Origin of the sequence: Phenylobacterium sp. CCH9-H3 (genome assembly GCF_001557235.1) — a bacterium.
Taxonomy (GTDB): Bacteria; Pseudomonadota; Alphaproteobacteria; order Caulobacterales; family Caulobacteraceae; genus Phenylobacterium.
This window is the reverse complement of the sequence record NZ_LSJI01000027.1, coordinates 1-8264: the sequence shown is the minus strand read 5'-3', so window position 1 is coordinate 8264 and position 8264 is coordinate 1. Positions and strand designations below refer to the sequence as shown.

Below are 8264 nucleotides of genomic sequence, written 5' to 3'. Positions count from 1 at the left end.
GGCCAGCATTCGGTGAGCCTGGACAAGGTCATCGCCACGATGAAGCGAACCGGCGAGGACATGAGCGCCATCTACAAGGAGACCTCCCTGGGCGGCCTGGCCGTCAATCTTGCGGAGTGCTGAGGCGGGTTGTCGGGAAGGCTGGGCCTCGTTCGTCCTTGAGGGGAACGCAAGGGAGCCGACATGTCCGAATTCGCCTGGATCAGCCGCCGCCACGCCTTGGCCGGCGGCGGCGCCCTCGCCGGATTGGCGGCCTGTGACCGCAAGCTGCCGGAGGCGCGCAGGATGGGACTGGACGAGACGGGCATGGGCAGGCTGGAGGCCGACCTAAAGGGCTACGTGGCCAAGGGCCAGCCGCCGGGCCTGGTGGCCTATGTGGCGAGGGGCGAGCAGGTCCGGATCATCCCGGCCGGGACCATGACCCTGGGCGGGACCGCGCCGGTGCGGGCCGACGCCATCTTCCGCCTGGCCTCCATGACCAAGCCGATCACGGCGGTGGCGGCCATGATGCTGGTGGAGGCGGGCAAGCTTCGGCTGGACGAGCCGATCGACCGGCTGGCGCCCGAGCTCGCCAATCGCCGGGTTCTGAAGCGGCCGGACGGGCCGCTGGACGACACGGTCCCGGCCAATCGCCCCATCACCCTGGAGGACGTGATGTCCTTCCGGCTGGGCTGGGGCATCGACTTCAACCCCGAGGCGCCGTTCGTGAAGGCCAGCGCCGAGCTGCCCGGCTTCGGGATGCCGAACCCCGCCGCGCCCTACACCCCCGACGCCTGGATGAAAGCCCTGGGCGCCCTGCCCCTGCAGGCCCAGCCGGGCGAGCGCTGGCTCTATACGGCCGGGTCCAACGTGCTGGGCGTGCTGGTGGCCCGCGCCGCCGGCCAGCCGCTGGAGACCTTCTTCCAGGAACGGATTCTGGGGCCGCTCGGCATGGTCGATACGGCCTTCCACGTGCCAGCGGACAAGCTGGACCGGCTGATCACCGGGTACATGAACCAGGACGGCAAGCTGGTCCCGTTCGAGCCGTACAACGGCCTGTACGCCAGGCCCCCGGCCTTCCCCGCCGGCGACAGCGGGTTGGTGGGCACGGCGGCCGACTACGGCGCCTTCGCTCGCTTCATGTTCACGGGCCTGGCCCCGGGCGGGCGGCGGCTACTGTCCGCCGACTCGCTGAAGGCCATGACGACCAACCGCCTGACCGCCGCCCAGATGAAGGACGGCGAGATGATCCTGGGGCCGGGACGCGGCTGGGGCCTGGGCCTCGGCGTGCAGGTGAGCCCAAGCCCGAGCGGCGCGCAGCCCGGCGCATACGGCTGGGACGGCGGCTTCGGCACCTCCTGGTTCAACGACCCCGTCAGGGGGCTGACGGGCATCCTCCTGACGCAGCGGGTGTTCGACAGTCCGGAACCGCCGCCGGTCCATGCGGACTTCCAGCGGGACGCCTACGGGGCGGCGGCTTAAGCCGCCCCTTTCAGCCCGCCAGCGCCTTGCGGGTCTGGGTCCAGTACTGGGCGCCGGTGATCAGGGTGACCACCGTGGCGATCCAGAACAGGCTGTGGGCGGCGACCTCGAAGCCGGGGCGGAAGGCGCCCTCCTGCGGCAGGCCGAAGGCGCCCCAGGCGGCCAGAACCAGCTCCATGGCCAGAGCCGTGAGCTGAAGCGTGGTCTTCCACTTGGCCAGCAGTGTGACCGGCAGCTTCACCCCCTTGCCGGCCCCCACCTCGCGCAGGGCGCTGACGGTGAACTCGCGGAACAGGATCAGGCCGGCGGGCAGCACCACCATCGGCTGGGGGCCCAGCGACAAGAGGCCCAGGATGGCGCCGCAGACCAGCACCTTGTCGCCGATGGGGTCCAGGATGGCGCCCCAGACGCTCTCGGCGTTCAGCTTGCGGGCCAGCCAGCCGTCGAAGAAGTCGGTGACCGCCGCCAGGACGAAGGCGTAGACCGCCCACCGCTGGAGGGCGAACTGGGCGTCCGGCTCCAGGCGGTTGGAGAAATAGGGCACGGCGCCGGCCGCGGCCGCGAAGGCCACGAACATGAACAACGCCATGACCAGGCGCGATCCGGTGAGGATGTTCGGCAGGGACTTCATGCGGGAACGAGCGTCCAAGGCTTAAGCTTCGTTCCAACCTTAGCTGCTTCGCGTGCGGCCGGGCATGGGGATTCGGCGCAGTTCGCCTGTGGCGCGACGAAGGCGCAGGCGGGTTTCGGGAACCGCAGAAAACGCAGAAGGGCGGCGGGGCTCAGGCGGAGCTTTGCCGGTGGGTCTCGCGGAGCGGGGCTGGGAGGCGGGTCACCCTCGTCGTCGACCTCCCGGCGAGCCGGGCCTCCAACGCCAAGGGTCTGGCGCGCCGAGCGCGAGACGGCGTGGAAGGCGCGGATGGCCTCGGCCCGCGCCTGGGGCGTCTCGCCGGCCTGGGCGTCGGCCGCCGCCTGCTCGGCCAGCTCCACCCCAGCTCGCAGAGGCGCGCCAGGATGCGGGCGTGGCGCTCGGCGATGTCCGTGAGTTCGGACACAAACAAAACGGAAACATCAGCCCGGCGCGAAATCAACTTTCTCGCGCGCCCGGCTCGGTAGGGCGGAGGGTGAAAACAAGCCCGCGGGCGCCTCAGGCCAGGAGCGGGAGGACCACCACGGCGACCATGGCCGCCAGGTTCCAGAAGACGATCCGCACCGCCGCCCGCCGCCGGTTGGGCGAGGGTCGGGCCGCCGGCAGGTCGGTGATCGACACCACCCGATAGGCGCCTTCGATGATGTCTGGGGTCGTCGCGGTCATCGTCTGTCCTCCTCGGCCGGTGTGATACGCCCCAAGGACGCGCCAGACGGTGGATATGCGACATGCCCCCCGCGCGAAATCAGCGTGTTTGCGGTGCAGGTGTGCGGATTTGCATAGCGGAGGGTGGGTACGGGCGGCAGCGGGCCGGCAGACGGGTTTCGACATGGCCATCTCTCAGGCGAACGTCGCGCCGGTCAGGGCTTCGGACTCTCGCCAGAGGCGGGCGGCGGCGTGGTCGTCGAGCGCCGCTGGCGGGAGCCGCGCCGCGGCGGGGCGGCCCCGGAGCTCGGCCGGGCCGCCGGGCCCATAGTAGCCGCCGGGTTGCGCCGCCGGGTCGGTGGCGGCGAACAGGGTCGGCAGAGCCCCCTGCTCCACGGGCTGGAACAGGAACCACAGCAGGCTGCGAACCCGCCGCATCGGGTGCCCGCCAGGCGTATTGTAGAGGAGGCGGGTACGGGCCACGCCGGGGTGGGCCGAAAGGCCCGCGACGCCCCAACCATAGGCCCGGCTGCGGCGCGCGAACTCCCGGGCGAACATCAAGCACGCGAGCTTCGACTGAGCGTAGGCCGGCATCGGGCGGTAGCTGCGCTCGGCGTTGAGGTCGTCGAAGTCGATGGCGCCCTGGCGGGCGGCGATACTTGAGACGCTGACCATCCGCGGCGAGACGCCGCGCCGGAGGAGCGGCAGGAGCCCGGCGGTGAGCGCGAAATGGCCGAGATGGTTCACGCCGAACTGCAACTCGAAGCCATCGGCCGTGACCTCGCGCCGGGGCGGGGTCATGACACCGGCGTTGTTTATAAGCAGCTCCAGGGCTTGCGCCTGATCGCGCAGGCGGGCGACGAACGCTGCGACCGAGGCCAGGTCGGCAAGGTCGAGCGGCTCGAACCGCACGTTCGCGGCGGCGACGGCCTGGCGGATGCGCCGGACGGCGTCGTCACCGGCGGCCAGATCGCGGCTGGCGACGATCACCTCGGCCCCGGCGCGGGCCAGCTGCAGAGCGCTCTCGTAACCCAGGCCGCCCGCGCCGGTGACGACGGCGCGCCGGCCGTGCTGGGAGGGGATATCGTCGGTCGTCCAGCGGGCCATGCGGCGGCCTTTCCAGAAAGCAGGCGCCGTGTGCGCGCCCTGCCCTCAAGATGGCGTCCGCCGGGGCCGGACCGCGATGTCCGAACCCGTTGAAAACTTGCCCGATCCTGCAGATCGGATGCGGTCGGCTATCGGACGCTATGCTCCAGGATCGCCTTGCAGCTCATCACGTCGCGCTTGGGCGCGGCCCCGAACATGCGAGCGTACTCGCGGCTGAACTGGGATGCGCTCTCGTATCCGACGCGATAGGCGGCCTGTGCCACATTGGCGGCGTCCATCACCATGAGGCGGCGCGCCTCCAGCAGGCGCAGCTGCTTCTGGTACTGCACCGGGGTCATCGAGGTGAGGGCCTTGAAGTGCTTGTGGAACGATGAAGCGCTCATGCGCGCCGCCTCCGCCAGCCGCTCGACGCGCAAGGTCTCGTGGAAGCTGCCGTGCAGGAGGTGGATTGCCCGGGAAACCCGCTCGGCATGGGCTTCGGGCAGGGCGAGCTTGCAGAACTCCTCGCCGTTCGGTCCCGCCAGCAGCCAGTAGCAGATTTCGCGCATGATCAGCGGATAGAGAACCGGAACAGCGTCCGGCGCGCCGGCCAGCCGCACCAGGCGAGCGACGCAGTCCGCCAGGCCCGCATCCACTTGGCCGACGAACGCGCAGGGGCCGGCCTCGGGACCCGGTTGCGGCGGGTTGGGCAGCTGCTGCAGGACCTCGCGCACCATGGCGATGTCGAACTCGATCGTGATGCCGATGAAGGGTTGGGTCGGGCTAGCCTGGACCACCCGGCCGCTGGCGGGCAGCTCCACCGTGACGACGAGACACTCCATGGCGCCGTAGTTGAGCGTGTCCTGGCCGAACAGCATCTGCTTGCCGCCCTGGACCACCAGGCAAAGCGACGGCCGGTACATCTGGCGGATGGGCATCCGCGCCTCGAACGAGCGCATGATATTCACGCCGCTCATCGGTGTCCGAAACTGACCCTCGCCCCCGCCCTTCGACCCGATGTAGGCCTCGACGGCGGCGAGTAGGGTCGCCAATCCCGGCTTGTCCGCCACGGCGGGCGGCGTTGCAGGAAAAGGCAGGATTTCTGCGGCTTCCGGCATTCTGACCACGAGACACTCCCTCTAGCGTGATGGCGCCAACCGAGCCGAGGTGAGTGTGTAAAATGCCAGATGGGTCCGCGCCGTCAATCGACGATGCAAGAAATATTGGAGTTGATCGGCGCGGATATTTCAGCAATGCGCGCGCGACATTGTTCCTAGCAGCAATCGTCCTGGTCAGCATGTTCTGCCAGATCGATAGAATACTTCCGTTCATTCTTGCAGAATCCATCAAGGAAGAACTGTCTCTGTCCGATACTCAAATCGGATTGACGACCGGGGTCGCCTTTGCAGTTTGCTACACCCTGCTTTCGCTGCCGATCGCACGGGTGGCGGACCGGGGATCGCCGCGACTGGTCCTGGTTTCGTGCATCCTCGTCTGGAGCGCCATGACCGCCGTGGGCGGGTTCGCGGCGGGTTTCGCGCTGCTGGCCGCAAGCCGCCTCGGGGTGGCGATCGGCGAAGCCGGGGCCATTCCTTCGGCGCACGCGCTTATCGCGCGCAAGATCGCGCCGGCCGGCCGGGGACTGGCCATCGGGCTGTTCTCCATGGGCATTCCGCTGGGCACCATGGTCGGCTTCGCCGCCGGCGGCGCGATCGCAGACACCCTGGGCTGGCGCGCGGCGCTGATCGGCGCCGGCGCCATCAGCGCCGTGGTGGGCCTGGCGGTCCTGGCCGTCACCGGCCCCACGCCGTCGCCGCCGCGCGCCGATGGAACGGCCAACGAGCCTTTCCTGCAGACCAGCCGCAGGCTGCTGGCCCAGCCGGCCTTTCGCTGGCTGGTCATCGGCGGCGTCGCCCTGGGCTTCGCCACGGCGCCGTTCTACGCGTTCAGCGCCCCGTTCCTGATCCGCACCCACGGCTTCACCGCCAGCGAGGTGGGACTGGCCTTCGGCCTGCTGCAAGGCGGGATGGGCGTGATCGGCACTCTGGGCGGCGGGCGCCTGTTCGACCGGGCGGTGGCGGCGGGCCACGGCCGCGTGATCGGCGCCCAGGGGATCCTGCTCCTGCTTGCGGCCGCGACCACGACCCTGGGCCTCTTCGCCCCGGCCGGCTGGATGTCGATCGCGCTGTTCGTGCCGGGGATGCTGTCGTTCGCCTTCCTCCTGCCCGCGGCCTTCGGCGCGGCGCACCTCGTCGCCGGCCCCGGACGGCAGGCCCTGGCGTCGAGCCTCCTGCTGATCGGATCGGGCCTGTTCGGACCGGCTCTGGCCCCCCTGCTCGTTGGCCTCGTCAGCGACGCCGCGGGCGCGGCGCAGGTTCCCAACGGCCTGGGCCTGGGCCTGTTGATCGTGCCCGTCGCCAGCGTGCTGGCGGGCCTTGCCACCCTCGTCGCCAACCGGCGCATCGCCGCGCTGATCGCGCCCGGCCGCTGAAGGACCGAAGCCATGAAGTACAATCCGCTTGGACACACCGGCCTCTTCGTCTCCGAGATCTGCCTGGGCGCCATGACGTTCGGCGGCCAGGGCCACTGGGCCAACATGGGCTCGGTCCAGCAGGCCGAGGCCCAGGCGCTGATCGCGCGGGCGCTCGATCACGGCGTGAACTTCATCGACACCGCCGACATCTATTCCGCCGGCCTCTCCGAAGAGATCGTGGGCCAGTCGCTGAAGGCGCTGGGCGTGCGGCGAGACCAGGTGGTGGTCGCCACCAAGGTCTGCGGCCCCATGGGGCCCGGCCCGAACGACGCCGGCAACTCGCGCGGGCACATCCTGGACAGTGTGAAGGCGAGCCTGAAGCGCCTGCAGCTCGATCACATCGACCTCTACCAGCTGCACAACATCGACACCGCGACGCCCATCGAAGAGAGCCTGGCGGCCCTCGACCTGCTCGTGCGCCAGGGGCTGGTCCGCTATGTGGGGGTCTCGAACTGGTCGGCCTGGCAGATGGCGCGGGCGCTGGGCCACAGCGAGCGCCTGAACCTGCCGCGCCTCGCCTCGACCCAGAACTACTACACGCTGGCCGGGCGCGACCTGGAGCGCGAGATCATCCCGTTTCTGCGCGCCGAGCGCCTGGGGCTCCTGGTGTGGAGTCCGCTGGCGGGCGGCCTCCTCGGCGGCAAGTTCGGCCGCGACCGCAAGGCTCCGGACGGAAGCCGGCGCGCCACGTTCGACTTTCCGCCGGTGGCGATGGAGCGAGCCTATGCCGCGATCGACGTCATGGAGCGGATGGCCGCCGAGCGGGGCGTCAGCGTCGCGCGGGTCGCCCTGGCGTGGCTGCTGCACCAACCCCAGGTGACCAGCGTGATCGTCGGCGCCAAGCGGATCGATCAGCTCGACGACAGCGTGGGGGCGACCGAGGTGGCGCTGACCGAGGCGGACCTTGCCGAACTGAACGCCGTCACCACCTTGCCGCCCGAGTATCCGATGTGGATGCAGCGCGTGCGCAGCGTCCCGCCCCGACCGTCGCTACGGTCCGACGCCTGATCCCGCCGCCTGCGGGCGGCGCCGTGGATCCGCTCCGCCGGCTGCTGACGCCCCTCCGACCAGACCCCGCACCCTCAGCCCGCGGCCGCGCAGCGGCGGCGTTGGCGCAGGGCCGCGCCGGCGCCCGCTAGGCCGAGGATCATCAGGGCCCAGGTGGCGGGTTCCGGCACGGCGGTGGTGGGGAGGGTCACCTGGCCGAAGCGGACGTTGTCGAGGCCGATGTTGTCGCTGTTGCTCGCCAGGCCGGCGAGGTCGATGCGCAGGGTGAGGGCCTGCCCCGCGAGGCCCGAGCCGAAGTCGAAGCTGGTGTGGCGCGGGCCGGTCGTGTCGCCCTGGACCAGCACGTTCGTCTGGGAGAACAGGCTGTCGGCGCCGCGGGTGACGCGCACGCCGCCGGGCAGGAGGTAGTCCTTCGACGGCCAGCCGGCGAGGTCGAAGCCGAAGAGGACCACCTGGAACCCCGCATCGGCGGTGAAGGTCAGGTCGATGTAGGTCGCCCCGTCGGTCTCGTTCTCCAGCACGTTGGTGAGGTCGCCGTAGGACGTGGGCCAGCGGATCAGCGAGGTCTGGGGGCTGCCGGCGTAGTCGACCACCACGTTGCCGGTGAAGCCTTCGGCGCCGACGCCGTAGGTGGCGCCGCCCTGGACGGTGGCGACGACGCGATCGCCATAGGTCTGGGGCATGCTGACGCTGGCGTTCGGCTTCGTGTTGTCGACGTCGAAGGTGAGCACGGTGGCCTGGGCGGCGCCGGCGGCCAGACCGGCGGCGAGCGCGGTTGCAGCGGCGAGGGTTCGAAGCGTTGCGGACATAGGGAAGATACCTCTGGGTTCGGTTGGAAGGCGGGCGCAGAGCCTCGCCGTGCGGGCCCCGGGGGACCGGCGG

Annotated in this window: 9 protein-coding genes; 4 read left to right on the top strand and 5 right to left on the bottom strand. The window is 70.5% G+C overall.

What is annotated here, in order from left to right; genetic code table 11:
- Both AX721_RS26635 and AX721_RS02300 read left to right on the top strand, forming a co-directional pair.
- Positions 1–123: L-serine ammonia-lyase, iron-sulfur-dependent, subunit alpha (locus tag AX721_RS26635; RefSeq protein WP_197422439.1), on the top strand; the 123-nt coding region annotated here is incomplete at its 5' end.
- 60 nt (positions 124–183) lie between these two features.
- The gene (locus AX721_RS02300) at positions 184–1461 is read left to right on the top strand and encodes a serine hydrolase (protein ID WP_082769820.1); all 1278 of its coding nucleotides are present in this window, start codon (positions 184–186) and stop codon (positions 1459–1461) included.
- Positions 1462–1471: 10 nt separating this feature from the next.
- On the opposite strand, the gene pgsA is transcribed toward AX721_RS02300, so the two are convergent.
- The 4 genes from pgsA to AX721_RS02285 all read right to left on the bottom strand — a co-directional run bounded on the left by pgsA (position 1472) and on the right by AX721_RS02285 (position 4959).
- Complete coding sequence (gene pgsA, locus AX721_RS02295) at positions 1472–2092, bottom strand: CDP-diacylglycerol--glycerol-3-phosphate 3-phosphatidyltransferase (RefSeq protein ID WP_068874358.1); 621 nt, start codon at positions 2090–2092, stop codon at positions 1472–1474.
- Between the two features lie 516 nt (positions 2093–2608).
- Complete coding sequence (locus AX721_RS27205; protein WP_156466967.1) at positions 2609–2776, bottom strand: hypothetical protein; 168 nt, start codon at positions 2774–2776, stop codon at positions 2609–2611.
- Positions 2777–2950: 174 nt separating this feature from the next.
- The gene (locus AX721_RS02290; RefSeq protein WP_068874356.1) at positions 2951–3862 is read right to left on the bottom strand and encodes an SDR family oxidoreductase; all 912 of its coding nucleotides are present in this window, start codon (positions 3860–3862) and stop codon (positions 2951–2953) included.
- A gap of 128 nt (positions 3863–3990) precedes the next feature.
- Positions 3991–4959 (bottom strand): AraC family transcriptional regulator, encoded by a 969-nt coding sequence (locus tag AX721_RS02285; RefSeq protein ID WP_068874355.1) that lies wholly within the window; start codon positions 4957–4959, stop codon positions 3991–3993.
- A gap of 62 nt (positions 4960–5021) precedes the next feature.
- On the opposite strand from AX721_RS02285, the gene AX721_RS02280 reads away from it, so the two are divergent.
- Complete coding sequence (locus AX721_RS02280; RefSeq protein ID WP_082765486.1) at positions 5022–6332, top strand: MFS transporter; 1311 nt, start codon at positions 5022–5024, stop codon at positions 6330–6332.
- A gap of 12 nt (positions 6333–6344) precedes the next feature.
- Positions 6345–7382 (top strand): aldo/keto reductase, encoded by a 1038-nt coding sequence (locus tag AX721_RS02275; protein ID WP_068874351.1) that lies wholly within the window; start codon positions 6345–6347, stop codon positions 7380–7382.
- A gap of 74 nt (positions 7383–7456) precedes the next feature.
- Here AX721_RS02275 and AX721_RS02270 read toward each other — a convergent pair whose 3' ends face one another.
- Positions 7457–8191, bottom strand: a complete 735-nt coding sequence (locus tag AX721_RS02270) for a PEPxxWA-CTERM sorting domain-containing protein (RefSeq protein ID WP_068874349.1) — start codon at positions 8189–8191, stop codon at positions 7457–7459.
- Positions 8192–8264 lie beyond the last annotated feature (73 nt).

Excerpts from the sequence above, each read along its gene's own strand:
- AX721_RS02300 (WP_082769820.1), top strand. The coding sequence starts at position 184 with ATGTCCGAATTCGCCTGGATCAGCCGCCGCCACGCCTTGGCCGGCGGC.
- pgsA (WP_068874358.1), bottom strand. The coding sequence starts at position 2,092 with ATGAAGTCCCTGCCGAACATCCTCACCGGATCGCGCCTGGTCATGGCG.
- AX721_RS27205 (WP_156466967.1), bottom strand. The coding sequence starts at position 2,776 with ATGACCGCGACGACCCCAGACATCATCGAAGGCGCCTATCGGGTGGTG.
- AX721_RS02290 (WP_068874356.1), bottom strand. The coding sequence starts at position 3,862 with ATGGCCCGCTGGACGACCGACGATATCCCCTCCCAGCACGGCCGGCGC.
- AX721_RS02285 (WP_068874355.1), bottom strand. The coding sequence starts at position 4,959 with ATGCCGGAAGCCGCAGAAATCCTGCCTTTTCCTGCAACGCCGCCCGCC.
- AX721_RS02280 (WP_082765486.1), top strand. The coding sequence starts at position 5,022 with ATGCCAGATGGGTCCGCGCCGTCAATCGACGATGCAAGAAATATTGGA.
- AX721_RS02275 (WP_068874351.1), top strand. The coding sequence starts at position 6,345 with ATGAAGTACAATCCGCTTGGACACACCGGCCTCTTCGTCTCCGAGATC.
- AX721_RS02270 (WP_068874349.1), bottom strand. The coding sequence starts at position 8,191 with ATGTCCGCAACGCTTCGAACCCTCGCCGCTGCAACCGCGCTCGCCGCC.